General features: G+C 35.4%; 18 protein-coding genes. 15 read left to right on the forward strand and 3 right to left on the reverse strand.

What is annotated here, in order from left to right:
* Positions 1–4 precede the first annotated feature (4 nt).
* Positions 5–1,051 carry a hypothetical protein gene (locus FB551_RS00675; RefSeq protein ID WP_047432941.1) on the reverse strand — a complete coding sequence of 349 codons (1,047 nt, stop codon included), beginning with the start codon at positions 1,049–1,051 and terminating at the stop codon, positions 5–7.
* 353 nt (positions 1,052–1,404) lie between these two features.
* Here FB551_RS00675 and FB551_RS00680 point away from each other — a divergent pair, with 353 nt between their 5' ends.
* The 11 genes from FB551_RS00680 (at position 1,405) to FB551_RS00730 (ending at position 14,046) form a co-directional block, all read left to right on the forward strand.
* Positions 1,405–1,851, forward strand: a complete 447-nt coding sequence (locus tag FB551_RS00680; protein WP_034692320.1) for a type VI secretion system contractile sheath small subunit — start codon at positions 1,405–1,407, stop codon at positions 1,849–1,851.
* Positions 1,852–1,871: 20 nt separating this feature from the next.
* Positions 1,872–3,233 carry a DUF5458 family protein gene (locus tag FB551_RS00685; RefSeq protein WP_047432939.1) on the forward strand — a complete coding sequence of 454 codons (1,362 nt, stop codon included), beginning with the start codon at positions 1,872–1,874 and terminating at the stop codon, positions 3,231–3,233.
* Between the two features lie 78 nt (positions 3,234–3,311).
* Positions 3,312–3,770 carry a hypothetical protein gene (locus tag FB551_RS00690; RefSeq protein WP_226798589.1) on the forward strand — a complete coding sequence of 153 codons (459 nt, stop codon included), beginning with the start codon at positions 3,312–3,314 and terminating at the stop codon, positions 3,768–3,770.
* A 195-nt stretch (positions 3,771–3,965) separates the two neighbouring features.
* Positions 3,966–6,614 (forward strand): glycoside hydrolase family 19 protein, encoded by a 2,649-nt coding sequence (locus FB551_RS00695; RefSeq protein ID WP_142014023.1) that lies wholly within the window; start codon positions 3,966–3,968, stop codon positions 6,612–6,614.
* Between the two features lie 90 nt (positions 6,615–6,704).
* Positions 6,705–7,856: a hypothetical protein gene (locus FB551_RS00700; RefSeq protein WP_142014026.1), complete on the forward strand. Its 1,152-nt coding sequence runs from the start codon at positions 6,705–6,707 to the stop codon at positions 7,854–7,856.
* A gap of 260 nt (positions 7,857–8,116) precedes the next feature.
* Complete coding sequence (mutY, locus tag FB551_RS00705) at positions 8,117–9,151, forward strand: A/G-specific adenine glycosylase (RefSeq protein WP_142014028.1); 1,035 nt, start codon at positions 8,117–8,119, stop codon at positions 9,149–9,151.
* A gap of 44 nt (positions 9,152–9,195) precedes the next feature.
* Positions 9,196–9,753, forward strand: coding sequence for a gliding motility lipoprotein GldD (gene gldD, locus FB551_RS00710; protein WP_002981020.1), 558 nt, complete (start codon positions 9,196–9,198; stop codon positions 9,751–9,753).
* A 27-nt stretch (positions 9,754–9,780) separates the two neighbouring features.
* Positions 9,781–10,704 (forward strand): PfkB family carbohydrate kinase, encoded by a 924-nt coding sequence (locus FB551_RS00715; RefSeq protein WP_047432933.1) that lies wholly within the window; start codon positions 9,781–9,783, stop codon positions 10,702–10,704.
* An 86-nt stretch (positions 10,705–10,790) separates the two neighbouring features.
* Positions 10,791–12,158, forward strand: coding sequence for a peptidylprolyl isomerase (locus tag FB551_RS00720; protein WP_047432930.1), 1,368 nt, complete (start codon positions 10,791–10,793; stop codon positions 12,156–12,158).
* 113 nt (positions 12,159–12,271) lie between these two features.
* Positions 12,272–13,261: an NAD(P)H-dependent flavin oxidoreductase gene (locus FB551_RS00725; RefSeq protein ID WP_226798590.1), complete on the forward strand. Its 990-nt coding sequence runs from the start codon at positions 12,272–12,274 to the stop codon at positions 13,259–13,261.
* Positions 13,262–13,275: 14 nt separating this feature from the next.
* Positions 13,276–14,046 carry an alpha/beta fold hydrolase gene (locus FB551_RS00730; RefSeq protein WP_142014035.1) on the forward strand — a complete coding sequence of 257 codons (771 nt, stop codon included), beginning with the start codon at positions 13,276–13,278 and terminating at the stop codon, positions 14,044–14,046.
* A 76-nt stretch (positions 14,047–14,122) separates the two neighbouring features.
* Here FB551_RS00730 and FB551_RS00735 read toward each other — a convergent pair whose 3' ends face one another.
* Entirely contained in the window at positions 14,123–14,740 is a 618-nt protein-coding gene (locus FB551_RS00735; RefSeq protein WP_142014037.1) for an HD domain-containing protein, read from the reverse strand.
* A 27-nt stretch (positions 14,741–14,767) separates the two neighbouring features.
* On the reverse strand, positions 14,768–15,067 hold the full coding sequence (locus FB551_RS00740) for a rhodanese-like domain-containing protein (protein WP_047433386.1): 300 nt from the start codon (positions 15,065–15,067) through the stop codon (positions 14,768–14,770).
* Positions 15,068–15,229: 162 nt separating this feature from the next.
* On the opposite strand from FB551_RS00740, the gene queG reads away from it, so the two are divergent.
* The 4 genes from queG to FB551_RS00760 all read left to right on the forward strand — a co-directional run bounded on the left by queG (position 15,230) and on the right by FB551_RS00760 (position 18,367).
* On the forward strand, positions 15,230–16,168 hold the full coding sequence (gene queG / locus FB551_RS00745) for a tRNA epoxyqueuosine(34) reductase QueG (protein WP_047432922.1): 939 nt from the start codon (positions 15,230–15,232) through the stop codon (positions 16,166–16,168).
* 360 nt (positions 16,169–16,528) lie between these two features.
* On the forward strand, positions 16,529–17,212 hold the full coding sequence (locus FB551_RS00750) for a TIGR02117 family protein (protein ID WP_142014040.1): 684 nt from the start codon (positions 16,529–16,531) through the stop codon (positions 17,210–17,212).
* Between the two features lie 3 nt (positions 17,213–17,215).
* Positions 17,216–17,863: a murein L,D-transpeptidase catalytic domain-containing protein gene (locus FB551_RS00755; protein WP_142014043.1), complete on the forward strand. Its 648-nt coding sequence runs from the start codon at positions 17,216–17,218 to the stop codon at positions 17,861–17,863.
* Positions 17,864–17,914: 51 nt separating this feature from the next.
* Positions 17,915–18,367: an SRPBCC family protein gene (locus FB551_RS00760; protein WP_142014046.1), complete on the forward strand. Its 453-nt coding sequence runs from the start codon at positions 17,915–17,917 to the stop codon at positions 18,365–18,367.
* Positions 18,368–18,467 lie beyond the last annotated feature (100 nt).

Here is an 18,467-nt window from a genome sequence, read left to right on the forward strand (position 1 = left end):
CTTTTTAATATTCTTTCTTATAATTCCTAAGAACAAACTTTATTCCGGTTTCTATAATATCCCCCATGGTTTTACAGTACTTAAAATTGACATCGTAGGTGAGTTTTTGTAAAGCGGTCCTTAGTTCTATGACATTAGCTTCCGGTGCAATACTGTCTTTTTTCATAATAGAAATCAGTTCATCAAATCTGTTTTGACTGCTCGTTACTCTTTTCACGATTTGTGAACGTACTTCCTTGCGGTATTGCTCTATAGAACTTGGTTTCAGTTTTTCCAATACCATTTTTACCATTTGATTATTTTCTTTAAAATACTGGGGAAGATAGACTTTCAGGTTTCCCTCATACGTTTGCTGGTCAAAATCGATAGGACGGATTCTGTAAATAACCTGGTCGAAATCATGGATGGGAATCACTACATAATTATAAGAACGCATGTCGCCAAGAAGCCCAATAAGACAGCGCTCATTGAATTTCACAAATTCCTTGGAAATCTGTGCTTTTTCAAGTTCTGAGCAGCCGGATAAATGTTTCTGAATAAAAACATCTCCGGGAATTCCCAAAATATGCTCTTCAATTAAAGTGTTTTTATAAACCAGAAAGTTAATCCGGTTGGGAGAAAGCAGGTCTTCAAGTTCCAATCCGAATATTCGGGAAGCATCGGCCTGTTTAATATAAAAATAAGTATAATTATCGTTCAGTACATTTCTTACCCGAATCCGGAAAGGTTTGGAATTTCCGAAAGTACAAAAGTCGATCGTGTCAACTTTCAGATAAGGTAAAGTAGCAGTATCTCCATCAGAATGAAGGAGTGTATAAATTTTATTTAAATTGGCCTCTATTTCTTTAAACTCATATTCAGAATACAGTACCCCAAGCCACAAAGTATCTTTGCCATCTTTATCCAGAATTCTCACACTGTCACTGAACCTTAAAAGGTCTTCATACAGAAACTTAATCTTGGTAGTTCTGTTATATTTTTCCAAATATTGTTGTAATGCTTCTGAAACTGGAAATATCGGTTTTCTGAACGCTATTTTTACATCTTTCATGAAACGGTTCACTTTGTTTAAATATAAAAATATTTTTTGGTAAAGTCTTAGGATTTCTTATTTTAACATTCATCAGACATGTTTATAAATGAGTAAAGCGGACAAAAATTTTATTTTATTTTTCTTGGAAGACTTTATTTATTTTTTCATAGCTTAGTGATATCGTAATATGGTGATTTTATGTTGAATAAATGTAAACAGATTTAGATGATTCAAGAAAAATCTTAGTAAAATTTTGTATGTTACAGTTTTTTTTTAAATTTAAACATTGGATTGGTAATTTATTTGATTCATCGGTAAATTACTCAAAGACAGATCCAAACCAAAATAGTAAATCTCAAAATAACAATAATATGGCAATGTTTAATTATGGTGTTGGCGGAAACGAGGTAAAAGTAGACGCTAATGAAGCTATTCAGGAAATACAGGAAAATAAATCACTGATAGTAAGCCAACTTACAACAGACGAGTCTTATACCCCTGAAATCGTAACAGGATTAAAAACAGTGGAAGACGTTTTCAAACATTTTCAGCCTTCAGTATCGGTACAACACGAAACAGAAGACGGAGGAATGGTAGAAGAGGAATTCCGTTTTCAAAACCTTGGAGACTTTACCCCTAAAAGCCTTACTCAGAAGTCAGATTATCTGCAGCAATTGAGCATGGAACAGGAGCAGTACAACAAAATAGTACGTCAGCTGAAAACAAACAAAATTCTACGCAATATGCTGGAGAACGATCAGACAAGAGCGGCGTTCATAGAAGTATTGAAAGAAGTGGCACAAGAACTTGAAAAATAATTAAAGACTTACATTAAATCATGGATAGCAAATTACAGGCACAAGAAAGCCAGCAGCAGGGGCAGCAGCAACATGCAGGACAGCCGAAGGGCAACCCGCTTGCGGAGCTCAATAAAATGGGAGGATTTGGCTTTGTTGAATCCGTTGTAGACGGTATTGCCAATATGAACCCAACAAGAAAGGCAAGAAAAGAAATCTTCCTGAACGACAGCAATAAAGCAGACGAAAGAAAAGAACTTCTTCAGAAGATCAATCTTTGGGTAAACCTTTTAGAAGGCAGCGAATCTGCTGATAAAATGGCTGATACGTGCAAAAGTAAGGCACAACAGGCCGATCAGAACTTAAAGAAAAACTTAAAAAATACACTGGATGCTGTTCGTATGCTGGAGACCAACTACAGAACAGTAGCGCAATTCTATAAAAATACAGAATTGGATAAAGTGGATAACGTAAGTATCGTCAATGCAAGCCTTGAGCAGGTTTCCGATCTGGATAATCCTCTGTTCATTGATGCAATCTCAGAAGAATTCAAAAACTATTACGACCGTCTTGACCTTAGAGATAACTACTCAATCCTTGCAATACCTGGATATTTAGGATCAAATAAGGTCATCGAGAAGTGGGCAAAAATCTGTAACGAAAACAAAGTAATGATGGTTACAGACTTCGCCAACCTTGATAAGCCGGATGACGTAGTAGATTTATTCCACTCTGCGAATCTTACCGGAGGAGAACTTCACAGAAGTAACGTTATTATGACGTGTAACTGGCTGGTAGGACGTGGTAAAGCTGAAGAAGTAGGTGAAGAAGAAAACGTAGAACTTCCGCCTTCCACTTCATTAGCCGGAAAAATCCACAAAACACTGATGTCTCAGGTAGCAGCAGGTAAAAAACATGGTAATATCAACGAAGTAGACGCCGTAAAATTCGAACTGAAGAAAAGTGAAATTTCTCAGTTGGAAAAAATGGGTCTTGTACCAATGGTTAACGAATACGGAAAAATTATGGCTTTCTCTGCAAAGACATTATTTACAGGAGACAATATCGGTCTTCAGACGTATTCCGTAGTTCGTGTATTCGATTACGTAACCAAAGTACTTCTGGACTTCCTGAACAGAAGAGCTTTCGAAAACTGGAATGCTAAAAACGAGGACGATTTGAGAAGACAGATCGTAACTTTCCTTGATAATATCAAAGGACCGGACAAATTGATTGAAAAATTCAAAATTGTTCGTTTCGAGCAGGATAGAGTAAACAAAGACAGAGTATGGCTGGATATCCGTATGACGCCTTATTTCCCTACAAAAAGTTTTGTTATTAAATTGGACGGACACAAAGGAGATGATGGTAACGAATGGGATGCAGAATATACTCAGGAGTAATATAAACATACTTTACATAACAAAAACCGATGCAATTTTACATCGGTTTTTTTTCAACCAACACCTATGAAATTGAATATGAATAAGAAACTTATCATTGGTTTACCAATGTTATTAATGGTTCTTTTGATAAGCTGCGAAAAAAAATACCAAAGTCCAGGCACCTACGAAAATGATCTTTTCGCACAGGAACGCCAGGAAGGAAAAGCATACATCATGAATAGGGATGAATGTTTTGATGGAAGTGAACTCGTTATTGCAAGTTCAGAGGTAAAACTATCAGACAGTTCAAAAGGCCGCGGAAAATCGTTCTATCTTTATAAAGTAAAATCCGGAAAAGTATTGAAAACAGTAAGAGATTCTGCTGTAGAAATGCCAATGCTGTTCTTATCTCAATATAAATTAAAGATAAAGAACACGGATTCTATGTATGTTTATCTGAAAAAGCTTGAAGGATACCGTTTTATAGCTAAAGACAGAAATCTTAAATATCAGTGGTTAAAAGCGGCTCCTGTATATTCTGTTGAGAAAAATTAACTTTAAATTCAAGTTTTTTATATCACTATGTTATGATTTTTTTTATTTTTGTTTTTGAACAAACACAAAAACAAAATGAAAAAGAATGTAACCCTGTATGAGGATATAATCCTACATCCTCTCCAACAATTTAATCTGAAAAATAATACCTGTCCGAATAACTTCCAGCTGGAAGTTAGTTAAATTCTATTAGCCATGACAGGGAATATTGCCGGGGATCAGAATCCTCGGGTTGGAACAGCGTGTTCCTACGAAATAAAACCTTCAGGACTTTCATTAGTACTGAATGGGGACTATAAATGGTATCTTTTTAAGAAACAGAAAAACGGAAGCTGGAAAGATATCACCGGAAAACCAAAAACCGGTGAAAAGGTAACGTACAAATTTGGAGAAATAGCGTTGGGAATAGAATTTCAAATGAAGGTGTATGAAATTAAAAAAGGTCTTTTACCTGGCCTTCCTTCTACCAGAGAACTGGCTGGCAGCCTTATAATTATTCCTATCAGCAACAAGGTTCCAAAGATCGATAAAGTAGTACTCTTCAACAGAGGAGTAAAGGATTTCAATAAAGCCAGTTATCATGATACTCTTATTGCGCAGGCCCATTGTATTGCGATGTTTAATAAGGAAATTGAGTTTCACCTTTGGGAAGATGATGCTCCTGGAAAAGGTCACGATGCCAATATTAACAAAAACAACCGTCACACCCGCAGCTACAAGGCTCGGGTCAATGAAAAAGGGATTGCGGAAGTCTCCATTCCTCTGATGTCTGATGAAAAAATCCTTAGTCAGATGGCCAATCAGTTTTTGATGAAGGGTGACAGAAATGAAGGCGCGAATCATGAATATTATGTTACAGCCACTTATTCAGGGCAAATTCTGGGAGCCAGCCAGGTGAATGTAGATGTGGCCAACCCGGATTATAAAGGCCAGCCTCAAAATCAGCCCCAACCTAAGCCGCAGCCTGAGAAACACACCCCAAAATTCCCGGCCGGACAAGGAGGTAGTCCCAAACAACCGGATCCTAAAGGCAATATTATAGAAGCTGTTTTCATTGATAATAAAGGAAATGAGCTATCCAAAGTAGCGGTAGGAGATAAAGTAAGGGTAAGAATCCACTCCAAAAATATGGTGGGAAAACACATCCAATATGTCATCTGGGAATCTGATTCGGTATTCCATGATGAAGTCTACAGAAGCAGAATGATTAAAATACCCGCAGATATATGTGACACTTCAGGATTTGTCATTACCAAAGACATTTTCGGAAAAGGAACAGGCTCTCCTATCGGCGGTCCGGACTGCTATATACAAAACTATTTCATCGAAATTATCTCCAAAGATCTTTCTGCGGAATCTCAGAAATTTGGGGTAAATTCGGATAGTTTGTTGGAAGTGGAGAAGGTGAGGAGTGCGGTGGTGGTGCAGAAGCAACCGGAAGCGGAGAAACCTAAAGATGGGAAATGTCCTAATTGTGATAAAGATATTACTTTAGATCAAATGAAAAAAATATTCCCTGACTGTAAAGATGAAACTAAACTTAAATCAGTCATGGAAGCATATAATAAATATATGTCAAAATTTCAGATGAATACATGTTGGAATAAGGCGCATTTTTTTGCACAAACCAGAATAGAAGCTGGAACATCTTTACATATTAAAGATGAAGGCTTAAATTATTCTGTTAAGAGATTAATTGAAGGTGACAGATATAAAGGCAAAAATTGGGTTAAGGGAGATCCAATAAAAAAAATAGGAGGTTACTATCTTGACGGGGAATTTAAAAGTCGACCTTTCTCATATTTTGACACTCATAAAGAAGATGCGAATAAATATGGTCGAAAAGATTTAAATAAAGTGAATGATAATGGGATACAAAAAGCTAATCAGGAGATGATAGCAAATTTAGTATATGATGATAAAAACCGTCCAGTTAAAGCCAAATTAGGAAATACAAAAGATGGAGATGGTTGGAGATATCGAGGAAGGGGATTCATTCAACTAACAGGTAGAAATAATTATACAGCAGCTAGTAAATACACTGAAAAATATGCTAATATTGAAATTATATCTGATGAAGGAGCTAATAAAGTAGGCACTAATGCAGAAGTTGCAATGCTAGCTTGTATGGGATACTGGGTTGCAGATGAAAGAACTATTCAAAAAAAAGCTAATGGAGAAAAAAATGTAAATTTAATTTCAAAATTAATTGGAACAGATGTAGATTGGAAGGGAAAGAAAAAATCATTCGATGAAATAACATCTATTCTATTTAAAGTAAACGAATGTATATACGACAAGAAAGAAAATGATACAGAAAAAGGAGATAAAAATCAATATGATATTAATGTAGATACTTTTGAAGTTAAAAAGATAACCACAAAACCCGATAGTACAGATTATGAATATAACATTTATCAATCAGGGCAGAAAATCAAAACTTTTAATATCAAAAAAAACAGTCACAATCTTTTACCTTTTCCCGAAACAGGACCTAATTGGGGAAGGTTTGGAACAAGAGATAAAGGTGGAGATAACTGGGTAAATGAAAAAGTCTGTGCTGCATTATTAGGTTTCTTTTACTCTTTACCATTAAATAAGTATTCAAAAGCACTATATTTTAATGATATTTCGGCTAGCGATGGAAGAAATATTGGGCATGCGGGACACTACATAGCAGGAAATGATGTTGATATAAGATATCCAGGAAGTACAAATGGCGCACAAACACTTTGGAATGATGCTATGAAAACATATAAAAATGAAGAAGCATTTATAAAAGATTTAGAAAATATACTAGATGTAGCTGTCAAATGGAAATTTATAAAAAAACTATGCATATAAAAAGGGAATAAAGAACACAACTGGTAAAGCTACCGGTGTTCATCAAGATCATTTTCATATTGGATATAGATAATTTAGTAATAATAAAACATGAAAAAATTTGTAATCATTTTCTTTTCAGCAACAAGTCTTATTTGCTGTCAAAATAAAGAGAAAAATACAACAGTCGAAAATATAAATAATGATATAGATTTAATAAAAAAGCATATGAAGCTTCAAGAAAAAATTGAGCTTTCTGAAAATGACACAAATACATCAAATCAGTATAAGCTAACAGAAAAAGATTTAGAATTAGGTGGAGAGTTAACCTTACAAGGATTGAAGGAAAATGGTTATCAAGTTTCTGAAAATAGCTCCTTTTCAAAGCAAATTAAAGATATTTTTGAAACACAGGAAGATTGTTCATGTACCTCAGTACAGGAGCATCAAAATTTCACTACTTATTTTGTCAATCCGTCACAGGAACAAAATATTAAACAAACAGAATTTGATTACACTTATGATCATATATATGTTTATCCCAATCTTAAAATTTTAACAGATCTGCCTCTTTTAAATGATATTGTGGAGTTAAAAAACAATAATTTGAAAGTAAATTTAAATCAAACTATTATTGCTAGAAACAAATATTTATTTAACAACAGTAAAGGAGACTTGGCTTGGTTATTAGCTAATGACAAGGATTTTTTAAAAATATTACTCGTAAATTTTGGCTTTGATAAAGAGGATAAAATAAATGAAGTAATTCTAAATGATCTATTTCAAAAATATTCCAAAGAAACGCCAGAATCCTCTCAAAAAATAGGAAATATTTTATTTGTAAAAAATTGTGAAGGAAAACTAAGTATTAGAAAAAATTTACTTAAGTATATAGAAAAAAACACAACTAAAAATAATGATAAATATGTCTCCGCTTTGTCAAATTATGTGATTGGTATACTTTATAATGACAGTATAAAATCTCTATTTTCACCTGATGAAAAGGCTGAAATTGTAGCAAATATATCCAATATAGAAATCCCTGCATTCAATCAATATAAAGGTTTAAGTGTGGATTCTTGGAACTCGCAAGCTACTACATTGTTCTACCTTCAAAATAAAAGCACAATGAATCACCCTGAAGTACTAGATATTTTAAAAAAACACAACTATTTTGGTTATCAATATTTAAAAAAATATATTGAAAGCGGTGAACTAGAAAATGAGAATACAACTTCACCCCAAGATGAAGATTATCAATAAATCGCTGATAAATATCAACTAGTTCATAAAAAACATACATCCTTATGAAAAACTTTCTAATTATTTATATTTTTCATACGCAAATAGTAGGAACAGATCAGATTAAAAAATAAATTTATACAATAACGGATTCACAAAAAATCTCTTTTAAAAATCAAAACAGGTAAAAAAATAAAATAAACCTATCTTTGCAACATTGAAAACAATGTTCAGGATGAAGAGAAAATCATCTCTTCAATGATTTAAAACAAGATTGGTTTTTGGGAAAAAATAAAACAGCCTCAGATTTTCTGCATATTGGCAGCAAAATCCTAGAATGGTATAAAAATAATGCAAGAGATCTGCCTTTCAGACAGACAAAAGATCCGTACAAAATCTGGATCTGTGAAATCGTATTTCAGCAGACAAGGATCAATCAGGGATTAAATCATTACAATAATTTTATTAAAAGATTTCCCAACGTAAAAACGTTGGCAGAAGCTGAAGAAAACGAAGTTTTACTTTATTGGAAAGGCCTAGGCTATTATTCCAGGGCGATCAATATTCATAAAGCTGCTCAACAGATCATGAATGATTATCATGGTGTTTTTCCCGATCAATACGAAGAAATTTTAAAACTGAAAGGAGTGGGGAAATATACAGCTGCAGCAGTCTCAAGTATATGTTTTGGAGGGAAAATGCCTGCTGTTGACGGAAATTTCTACCGCGTTTTGAGCCGCCTTTTTGCTGATGATTTTGATATTTCAAATTCAAGAGCATTTACCTACTTTTCTGAACTGGCGGCCTTGGTAATACCGGAAAATGTGGGAGACTTTAATCAGGCCATGATGGATATCGGCTCGGAAATCTGTAAGCCTAAAAATTCATTGTGCGGAGAATGCCCTGTAAATGCCGACTGCCTGGCATTTTCTATGCAGAAAATTTCAGATTATCCTGTGAAAACGAAAAAAATAAAAGCAGAAGATCTTGCTTTGACGTATTATTTTGTTCACAGAAACGGGCAATTTCTGATCCGCCAGAGAGCAGATGACTTCATCTGGAAGAAATTATTCGAATTTCCTACGGCTATTCCCACTGATATGGAAACCTTCATTACAGGTTCAAAGACGGTTACCCATAAACTGACCCATAAGAATTTAAGCATTGAAATATTGAATGTTGACGTCACTTCAGAAAAAAACTGGAATGATTTTATCGCTGAAAATCAATACCTGATTACAGATGTTGTAAGCTCTCATGAAAAATCATTTCCGAAGCCCCTGGAAAATTACATTCAAAACTCTCTGAAAGACTGAAATTTGTCTTCTGAAATCTGAAATCTAATTTGTACTTTTGCAAAATGATTAAAAAAGTCATTTTTATTTTTGTATCGCTGCTTTTGATTTCATGTGGAAAAGACCCTTCACCAAAACCTTATGGAGAACTGCGTCTTGAATATCCTGCACCGAAATACCAAAAGTTTGAAAACGATTGTGCCTACACCTTTGAATATTCAGACTTTGCGTCGATTGCACCTGCCAAAAAACCTTGCTGGTTCTATCTGAACTATCCGAAAATGAAAGCCAAGATTTTCGTGACCTATTACCCTATACAAAACGACTTTGCTGACCATATCAAAGAAGCTGAGAAAATGGTATACGAGCATACCATTAAAGCCAGTTCCATAGATACAAAATCCTTTGAATACCCTGAAAAGAAAGTATACGGGAACTTCTATGAATTGAAAGGGCAGAGTGCTTCCAACCTTCAGTTTTACATTACAGACAGTACGAAACACTTCGTGACTGCTTACTTATACTTTAATACGAGACCGAAACCGGACTCTCTTGCTCCTGCAGTAAACTATATCAAAAATGATATGAAACATCTGCTGGACACTTTTGAATGGAAAAAATAATTACTTTTAATATACATTGAAAAATATATGAAACTTTTAGTTGTAGGAAGTGTTGCATTTGATGCAATTGAAACACCATTTGGTAAAACGGATAAAATTTTAGGAGGTGCAGCCACGTATATCGGAATCACTTCATCAATTTTAGGCGTTAAATCCGGAATTGTTTCTGTAGTAGGAGGAGACTTTCCACAGGAACATCTTGATATGTTCACAGACAGAGATGTAAACATCGAAGGAATTGAAATCGTGAAAGAAGGAAAAACATTCTTCTGGTCCGGAAAATATCACAACGATCTGAATACAAGAGATACTCTGGCTACAGAAGTAAATGTGTTGGAGAATTTTGATCCGAAAATCCCGGATTCAATGCAGGATGCCGAAATCCTATTACTCGGAAACCTACACCCTGGAGTTCAGCTATCTGTACTTGAAAAAATGAACAACCGTCCGAAACTGGTTATCCTTGATACCATGAACTTCTGGATGGATTCTGCATGGGATATCTTAATGGATATGATTGCGAAAACAGATGTAATTACCATCAATGATGAAGAAGCAAGACAGCTTTCAGGAGAATATTCTTTAGTAAAAGCAGCTAAAAAGATCCATACAATGGGTCCTGAATATGTAATTATCAAAAAAGGAGAACACGGAGCTTTACTTTTCCATGACAATAAAGTATTTGCTATCCCGGCACTTCCGTTAGAAGATGTTTTCGATCCTACAGGAGCCGGAGATACTTTCGCAGGAGGTTTTGCAGCTTATCTTGCTAAAAAAGAAAAAATAGATTTCGAAACCATGAAATCTGCCCTTATCGTAGGATCTGCTATGGCTTCATTCACCGTAGAGAAATTCGGAACAGAAAGAATAGAAGAAGTAAACGAAGCAGATATGTTCAGCAGATTGAGACAATTCAAAGAATTAACGACATTTGATGTTGAACTGCAGTAAATAAGTCTTTTTAAGAAATATTTATAATAAAAAATTGAGTGAAATTCGTTAAGAATTCTAAATTTGCAACTTGTTAAAATAGTAAAATGACAAATAAACTAAAAATCACTTTTCTTCTTGGGATTTTCATCATGATATTCTCTTCAAATATGATGAATGCCCAGCTAAAACAAGGAGATTTGGTGGATGGTATTGCCGCTGTTATCGGGGATGAGATTGTATTGGAATCTGATGTCCTGGAGCAGATGAATTATGGTAAACAACAGGGAGCTGCCAACACAGACAAATGTGAGTTCCTGGAAAATCTTATCAGCAATAAGCTTCTTGTATACGAAGCAAAAAAAGATACCTTAATTGAAAATCGTTCTGCAGCAATAAAAGAACAGGCTAATGCAAAATACCGTCAGATGCTTTCTCAATTTCCGGATGAAAAAACAATGCTTGCAGCCTATAAGTTCAGAAACGCTTATGAACTGAAAAATGCTATTGAAAAAATAGATACAGACCAGTATTACGGGCAGGCAAAGTACCAGAGAATTACAGATAAAGCAGACGTAACTCCTAATGAGGTTACTGATTTTTATAATATGTATAAAACACAGCTGCCACAGGTAAAAGATGAAGTTACTTTAGCTCAGATTATGATCTATCCGTCACTGACAGAAGCTCACAAACAAGATCTTATCAACAGGTTGAAAAAAATCAAGCAGGACATTATCGGAGGTGAGACTTTTGAAAGCCAGGCAAGAATTTATTCTGAAGATGAAGGATCTGCTGCTAACGGAGGATTATATAAGAATATCAATAAAGGGCAGATGGTGAAGCCATTTGAAGCTGCTGCACTGAACCTTCAGGAAAATGAAATTTCAGATCCTATTGAATCTGAATTCGGATTCCATATTATTCAGTTAGTGAAAAGATCTGGTAAAGTATATGATGCGAGACATATCTTGTTAAAAGCAGTACCTACTGATGATGAGATCAAAACTGCAAAAGCAAAATTAGACAGTATCAGAGGTCTCATTGCAGATGGGAAAATAACCTTCAAAGATGCGGCATTTAAATTCTCAGATGATAAGAGAACAAAATTCAATGCAGGGATCATTCCTGGAGCTGATGGTTCTGATAAAATTGAAAGAGAAAGTATCCCCGGAACAATCAGCTACGAATTGGCAGGATTAAATAAAGGCGATATCACAACTGCTTTTGAAGATGAAGAAAATAAGAGAAAACAAATCAAGATCATCAAAGTTGAAGATGTGATTCCTTCTCACCAGATTACCCTGGAAACAGACTTCAGCAGAATTAAGCAAATGGCGCTGAATAAAAAGAAAAGTGAAATGGTTGAAAAGTTTGTCAACTCAAAGTTACCGACAACCTTTATTTCAATTGACGGACGTTACGACACCTGTAACTTTAAGTCTAACTGGAAGAAACAATCCTTAACAAAATAAAATTAAAACCTTCAGAATTTCTGAAGGTTTTTTTTATCATTAAACTTTAAATCCATGATGGAAAATATTGACATATTTTTCCCGTAAAACCTTTGTTTTTAGTATTTTTACGCATGAGCAATTTTATAGATTTTAACGCTGCAAAAAAACTTCATGACATGGAGGGAACACACAATAGAATTTCACACCTTTTTAATATTAAGTATCCGATTATCCAGGCAGGTATGATCTGGCATTCCGGATGGAGACTTGCTTCCGCAGTTTCAAACTGTGGAGGATTAGGGATAATAGGAGCTGGAAGCATGTATCCTGACATCCTGAAAGAGAATATCCGGAAATGTAAACTGGCAACAGATAAACCATTTGGGGTAAATGTACCGATGTTATACCCTAATATTGAGGAAATCATTCAGATCATCCTTGAAGAAGGAGTAAAAATTGTATTTACGTCAGCCGGTAATCCGAAAACCTATACGGAAACCCTTCAAAAAGAAGGTATAAAAGTAGCTCACGTAGTATCCTCTACCAAATTTGCTGTAAAATGTGAAGATGCAGGAGTAGACGCTATTGTTGCAGAAGGTTTCGAAGCTGGAGGCCACAACGGAAGAGATGAGACAACAACATTCTGTCTTATTCCCAATGTTAAAAAACATATTTCTAAGCCGCTGATCGCTGCCGGAGGAATTGCCTTAGGATCACAGATGAAGGCTGCAATGATTCTAGGTGCAGATGGTGTACAGGTCGGTTCCCGCTTTGCTGCAACAACTGAAGCAAGTGCCCATGAAAACTGGAAAAAGAAAATTACAGAATTACAGGAAGGAGATACGCATCTTACTTTGAAAGAACTGGCACCTGTGAGAATGGTTAAAAATAAATTCTTCAATGAACTGGAAGATATCTATGTAAACGGAAGAGATAAAGACGCTTTAATTGCTTCATTAGGAAGAGCCAGAGCAAAAAAAGGAATGTTTGAAGGAGATATGGAAGATGGAGAGTTGGAAATAGGGCAGGTTTCTGCTTTGATTGATGAAATTCTTCCGGTGGAAACTGTTTTCAGACACCTTTTAAAAGAATTTGAAGAAACGAAAATGCCGGTTTTTTAATATAATTTTATTCGATGGAGGGAAGAATAATTGATGTAAAGGGTAAAAAATTATATATAGAACATGATCATCGGTTTACAGACAGACCTACGATTGTTTTTCTGCATGACTCATTAGGTTCAGTACAGCTTTGGAGAGATTTCCCGGCTAAACTATCAGAAATTACACAATGCAATACTCTAGCTTATGACCGTTTAGGGTATGGAAAATCATTTCCTATGTCTACTCATGAACGGCCGGTACACTATATGGAGCTGGAAGCAGATCTCCTGAATGATGTATTGATTGAAATGAATCTGGACAATGTAATTCTCTTCGGGCACAGTGACGGAGGAACAATAGCCCTTATAACCGCTGCAAAATATCCTGAAAGAGTAGAAGCTGTCATTTGTGAAGCAGGACATATTTTTGTGGAAGAGATAACTTTAAAAGGTGTTTATGATGCCTGGGAAGCCTACAAAACAACCAATCTTCCTGAGCGTTTACAGAAATACCATGGAGATAAAGTAGAAATGCTTTTCAAAGCCTGGACAGAAACCTGGACCCGCGAAGATTACAGAACCTGGAATATAGAATACCTGTTGAAAGATATTAAAGCCCCACTGTTATTTATTCAGGGAGAAGCTGATGAGTACGGGACATTGGATCAGGTAGAAAAAACAGTTACTCAGGTCAGTGGAAGTGCAGAAAAATATATCATTCCCGGTATAGGCCATACTCCGCATAAAGAAATTCCTGAGCTTGTATTGAAGAAAACAGCAGAATTTATTGGTAATTTTTTTTAATCTGAAATCATATAAAATTAAGGCATCTTTCAAAGGTGCCTTTTATGTATCTGAAAGTCTAACCATATACCATCAATTACAGTAACTGAAGTTCAGCAGCAATGTTTTCCTTTGCCTGAGCTTCATACTTCTCCTTAAAATACTCTGTTTTAAATATACTTTCAAGCTCCAGAAAATGCTTAAGTACTTTTCTGCGTCCCGGCTTGTAAAGAAAGTCAGGATAAATAGAATATTCTTTCCTGATATTTTGGGTATATTTCAGATAAGTTTTAAAATCTTTGCCCAGAACAGAGAGATCAGCATCCAAAAGATAATTGGTATCTCCGTCATCAGAGCGTTGATGGGCTTTTGTGGCAAGAATTTGCTTTAAGATTATTGAAATTCTGTCTTTATTGAACTGAAGTTCGGAAAGCCTTTTTTCTGCTTTGGCTGCACTTTTCTCCTCATTAGACTTTGAAGAAGCATCATAGATAACATCATGGTAAAATACGGAGAAAGAAATGGCTGTATAATCGGAAATGTTACCTTTCACATCTTCAAGTTCTTTAAACATATTTTCAAGATGAAGAAGATCGTGGTAATGTCTGCCTTTTTCAGAATATCTGGTTTCAATCTCGTTCCACAGGCTGTTGATCAGTGGTTTGTTTTCAGTGAAAGGAGAACAAAGTGCTTCAAATTGATTTTGCAGATTCATAGAAATAAGATATAAAAAAAGGAACTTTTAAAAAGTTCCCTGATTTGCTTCCAGTACAGCCTTCAGCTCAGCCCAGCCTCCGCCGTTGTAACCGTCCTTTAATCCTTGAGCGTTAAGATAATCCAATGCCTTTCCGCTTCTGTTTCCACTTCTGCAGAATAAAATGACAGGCTTTTCAACAGATAGGATCTCTTCCTGTCTGTCTTCTACTTCACCTAAAGGAATATTCTTAGCGCCATCTATATTACCGTCCATTTCAAGCTCCATTGGCTCACGAACGTCGATTAATTCATAGTTTCCTGATTGTATTACTTCTATTAAAGACATAGTTTTTGGTTTAAACATTAAATTAGAAACGAAATTACGTAATTTTTTTTTGAAAAAAATCCTAATGAAAACATAATTTTCAGAAAAGAACCATCATTGGGATGAACTTTGGCAGAAATCAGAAGATTGATAAAATAATCTTAATTTTGCAGGGTGAAATTAATGAATGCCGGTGCCGAAAAATATTCCGAACTGATCAAATCCAAAGCAAAAAGTTTTGGGTTTCAGAGTTGTGGCATTTCCAGAGCTGATTTTCTGGAGGAAGATGCTCCTCACCTTGAAAAGTGGCTGAAGAATAATTATAACGGCGAAATGAAGTATATGGAAAATCATTTCGACAAAAGACTCGATCCAAGGCTCCTGGTAGAGGGTTCAAAATCTGTGATTTCACTTTCCTATAATTATTTTCCTGAAGAAAAAATATCCGTTCTGGAGAATTTCAAAATCTCAAAATATGCCTACGCAGAAGACTATCATGAAGTAATTAAAGAAATACTCCGTGAAATGGTTGCAGAACTGCAGGAAGAAATAGGTGAGTTTGGATTTCGTGTCTTTGTAGACTCTGCGCCGGTGATGGAAAGAGCCTGGGCGAAAAAGTCGGGAATAGGCTGGGTAGGAAAAAATGCCAATCTCATTACCAAACAAAGTGGTTCATTCTATTTTCTGGCTGAAATTATCTGCGATCTGGAGCTGATTCCTGATCACGCCACTACAGATCATTGCGGAAGCTGCAGAAAATGTATCGATGCCTGTCCCACAGATGCTATTGTTTCTGAAAAGATTATAGACGGAAGCCGCTGCATCTCTTATGCAACCATAGAGCTCAAAAATGAAATTCCGGATTATTTTAAAGATAAAATGGAAGACTGGATGTTTGGCTGCGATATCTGCCAGGATGTTTGCCCCTGGAACAGATTCTCAGCTCCCAATAAACAGAGCCGTTTCCAGCCCAATGAAGCCTTGAAAAATTTTAAAAAAGGAGAATGGAAGGAGCTGACCCAGGAAATTTTCTCAGAAATCTTCAGAAAATCCCCCGTAAAACGTACTAAATTTGCAGGTCTCAAGAGAAATATTGAGTTTTTACAGAAGTCTTCCGACTGATTTTTCTCTGAACTTTCGGTGACAATTCCTCCTTTGGAATTTTTTGAAGTTCCAAACCAGAGCTGATAGTTGACCATTCCTTAAATTTTTCGCTTTAAGGAGGTGAAGATTTACATCAATAAGTTTCTTAAAAAGCTTTTCCTATAAAGAAAAATTGATTTTCAGGAGATTAAAATCTCACCGAAAATCAACGTCTTTTTTGTATTCTTTTAGGAGCAGTTTTTACTCTTACTTTAAACCTTTTTTGGGATTTAGTATTTTTACGCATATTTGTGAATATTTCGTAACTAAATATAGCTAATTTTTCGATTAAAACAAATACTTTTACTAAAAATTAAAGATTAAATTTTATTAAAAAACATGACTGTGAAAACGATGTTAATGTATATCCTGAAAGTGGTAGGAATTATTTTAGGAATTGTGATTATTTATGTCATCCTTGGACTGCTGATTCCCTATATTCCCGTTTCTGCAAAAGATGACGGGCAGAAAAAAGAAATCCCGATCTATATTTATACCAACGGAGTGCATACCGATATCGTAATGCCTGTAAAAAACGATCTTCAGGACTGGAGCCGGAAAATACCTTTTGCCAATACTAAATCCCAAAAAACAGATTATCAGTACATCGGAATAGGATGGGGCGACAAAGGCTTTTATCTTGATACTCCTACCTGGGCAGACCTGAAATTTTCAACAGCCATAAAAGCAGCCTTCTGGCTAAGTGATTCCGCAATGCATTGTACCTATTATAATACGATGAAAGAAGGGGATGACTGTAAAATGATTATGATCAGCAGAAATCAATATCAGAATCTGGTGAAATTTGTAGAAGATAAATTTGACAGAGATCAGAATGGAAACTTCATGCTGATCCCTACCAATGCTGTGTACGGTGATAATGATGCATTCTATGATGCAAAAGGAACCTACAGCTTTCTTTACACCTGCAATACCTGGTCAAATAATGCTTTAAAAGCTGCAGGACAAAAAGCTGCACTTTGGACACCTTCAGATTTTGGAATTTTTCAACACTATAAATAATATATGAAGAGGGTTTATCTGTTATTCATTATCTTTTGGATGTGTTCATGTTCCCAGGAGAGAAAAAACAATACAATAACAACAATAGATGCGCCTCAGGTAGCTGAAAAGAAACCAGAAGCCGATCTTTCTAAATTAAAAATAAAAGCAGAAGAAGCATTGAAATTCTGTATTTCAAAGAATCTCAACAAAGATTTCTGCATTCTTATTGATATGAGTCTTCATTCCGGTGTTAGCCGTTTTTTTGTTTGGGATTTTAAAAATAATAAGATTTCACAAAAGTATCTTGTAGGACATGGCTGCGGCTCCAATGCATGGAGTAAGGATCATTCTAAAGCAAACCCCGCATTCAGCAACGAAGACGGAAGCCATCTATCCTCTTTAGGGAAATATAAACTGGAAGGAAGAGGGTACAGCGATTGGGGAATCAATATAAAATACCTCATGCATGGCCTTGAAGATACCAATAGCAATGCTTTAAAAAGAGTTATTGTATTTCATTCCTGGGATATGATGAGTGATGATGAAGTTTTTCCCAATGGATCTCCTGAAGGATGGGGTTGTCCAACTGTTTCCAACAAGGCAATGAAGGAAATAGATCCAATGATTCAGAAGTCGGGAAAACCTGTACTGATGTGGATCTACAATTAAATCTTTGTTATACCTTTGTTTCATACCATTTAGGTTAAATGATTCCATCTTATGAAACATATTCTTTTCCGTGAACAACAGCTCAATTGTGATATAGAAACGGCATGGAAATTCTTTTCCTCAGCCAACAACCTTTCAGAGATTACTCCGAAAGATATGGGCTTTATTGTATTAACGGAAATGGAAGATGACGAAATCTATCCAGGAATGCTCATTGATTATTATGTTTCTCCATTATTCGGTATTAAAATGAAGTGGCAGACCGAGATCACCCATGTTGATTTCCGGAAAAGCTTTATTGATTTTCAGAAAAAGGGCCCATACAAACTCTGGAACCACCACCATGAATTTATTCCTAATGAAGAAGGCGTTCTGATGAGAGATACCATAGATTATGAACTTCCCATGGGATTTTTAGGAGAAATGGCCCATCGCCTTTTTGTCAGAAAGAAACTGGAACATATCTTTGATTACCGTTTTCGGATTTTGAGTAAATTGTTTTAACTGTTCAGTCTCAATTATTTAATAGAAACGGGTTTTAATCCTGAGCTTAGACGAAGGAAGCCCGTTAACAATAAGCCAAAATTCATCTGGCTTTAGCCAA

It is taken from the genome of Chryseobacterium aquifrigidense, from assembly GCF_006716485.1.
Taxonomy (GTDB): Bacteria; Bacteroidota; Bacteroidia; order Flavobacteriales; family Weeksellaceae; genus Chryseobacterium; species Chryseobacterium vietnamense.

What these genes read in the sequence shown, in the direction of transcription:
- FB551_RS00715 (WP_047432933.1), top strand. Translation starts at nt 9,781, where the DNA reads ATGAAACTTTTAGTTGTAGGAAGTGTTGCATTTGATGCAATTGAAACA.
- FB551_RS00755 (WP_142014043.1), top strand. Translation starts at nt 17,216, where the DNA reads ATGAAGAGGGTTTATCTGTTATTCATTATCTTTTGGATGTGTTCATGT.
- FB551_RS00730 (WP_142014035.1), top strand. Translation starts at nt 13,276, where the DNA reads ATGGAGGGAAGAATAATTGATGTAAAGGGTAAAAAATTATATATAGAA.
- gldD (WP_002981020.1), top strand. Translation starts at nt 9,196, where the DNA reads ATGATTAAAAAAGTCATTTTTATTTTTGTATCGCTGCTTTTGATTTCA.
- FB551_RS00690 (WP_226798589.1), top strand. Translation starts at nt 3,312, where the DNA reads ATGAATAAGAAACTTATCATTGGTTTACCAATGTTATTAATGGTTCTT.
- queG (WP_047432922.1), top strand. Translation starts at nt 15,230, where the DNA reads ATGAATGCCGGTGCCGAAAAATATTCCGAACTGATCAAATCCAAAGCA.
- FB551_RS00750 (WP_142014040.1), top strand. Translation starts at nt 16,529, where the DNA reads ATGACTGTGAAAACGATGTTAATGTATATCCTGAAAGTGGTAGGAATT.
- FB551_RS00685 (WP_047432939.1), top strand. Translation starts at nt 1,872, where the DNA reads ATGGATAGCAAATTACAGGCACAAGAAAGCCAGCAGCAGGGGCAGCAG.
- FB551_RS00720 (WP_047432930.1), top strand. Translation starts at nt 10,791, where the DNA reads ATGACAAATAAACTAAAAATCACTTTTCTTCTTGGGATTTTCATCATG.
- FB551_RS00700 (WP_142014026.1), top strand. Translation starts at nt 6,705, where the DNA reads ATGAAAAAATTTGTAATCATTTTCTTTTCAGCAACAAGTCTTATTTGC.
- FB551_RS00680 (WP_034692320.1), top strand. Translation starts at nt 1,405, where the DNA reads ATGGCAATGTTTAATTATGGTGTTGGCGGAAACGAGGTAAAAGTAGAC.
- FB551_RS00760 (WP_142014046.1), top strand. Translation starts at nt 17,915, where the DNA reads ATGAAACATATTCTTTTCCGTGAACAACAGCTCAATTGTGATATAGAA.
- FB551_RS00740 (WP_047433386.1), bottom strand. Translation starts at nt 15,067, where the DNA reads ATGTCTTTAATAGAAGTAATACAATCAGGAAACTATGAATTAATCGAC.
- FB551_RS00735 (WP_142014037.1), bottom strand. Translation starts at nt 14,740, where the DNA reads ATGAATCTGCAAAATCAATTTGAAGCACTTTGTTCTCCTTTCACTGAA.
- FB551_RS00725 (WP_226798590.1), top strand. Translation starts at nt 12,272, where the DNA reads ATGAGCAATTTTATAGATTTTAACGCTGCAAAAAAACTTCATGACATG.
- FB551_RS00695 (WP_142014023.1), top strand. Translation starts at nt 3,966, where the DNA reads ATGACAGGGAATATTGCCGGGGATCAGAATCCTCGGGTTGGAACAGCG.
- FB551_RS00675 (WP_047432941.1), bottom strand. Translation starts at nt 1,051, where the DNA reads ATGAAAGATGTAAAAATAGCGTTCAGAAAACCGATATTTCCAGTTTCA.